1 protein-coding gene is annotated in these 614 nt (G+C 75.1%); it reads left to right on the forward strand.

Translation table 11 applies throughout. The features are described 5' to 3' along the window. A partial coding sequence (locus ACOADB_RS18310; protein WP_378601599.1) for a hypothetical protein occupies positions 1 to 614 on the forward strand: 614 nt, incomplete at both ends.

The following is a 614-nucleotide window of genomic DNA, read 5'->3' on the forward strand; positions in this document are numbered from 1 at the left end:
TCGCGGGCGTCGGCGCGACCCCGGACGTCCGCCAGGTCCTCGTCTCCGGCCCGGCCCGGATCACGGCCACCGCCATCGAACGCGGCGGCGCGACGTCCCTCGCCCTGCTCGCTGGCGTCGTGCTGGTCGGCGGGGTGGCGCTGGTGGTCCTTGGCGCCCGGCTCGCCACCCTGGCCGCCACCCGGATGCCGCGCGACGAGGGCCAGCAGGAGACCCGCATCCATGCCGCGCGGACGACGCCTCGGTCCGGACTCGTCACGTTGATCCGGATCGACCGCGCCTCGGTGTGGCGAAGTGTTCCCCTGCGTCGCGGGACCCTGCTGCTCGCCGTCGCCCCGGGCCTGGTGGCCCTCGCTGGTGGTCTCCTGTGGGAGACGCTGATCCTGCTGCCCGGCCTCGTGGCATCCGGCTGCGTGCTGCTGTTCGGCGTGAACCTGTGGTGCCTCGACGGCCGCGGGATGCTGTGGCGCGAGACGTTGCCGGTCGCGCCACGCACGGTGCTGGTCGCGAGGGCCTGGGTGCTCGCCGAGGTGCTGCTCGGCGCTGCCCTGATCACGATCGCCCTCGGCGCCGTCCGCGCCGGGAAGCCGACACCGCCCGAGGCACTGGCCGTC

The organism is Nocardioides sp. CPCC 206348 (assembly GCF_048654705.1).
Classification (GTDB): Bacteria; Actinomycetota; Actinomycetes; order Propionibacteriales; family Nocardioidaceae; genus Nocardioides.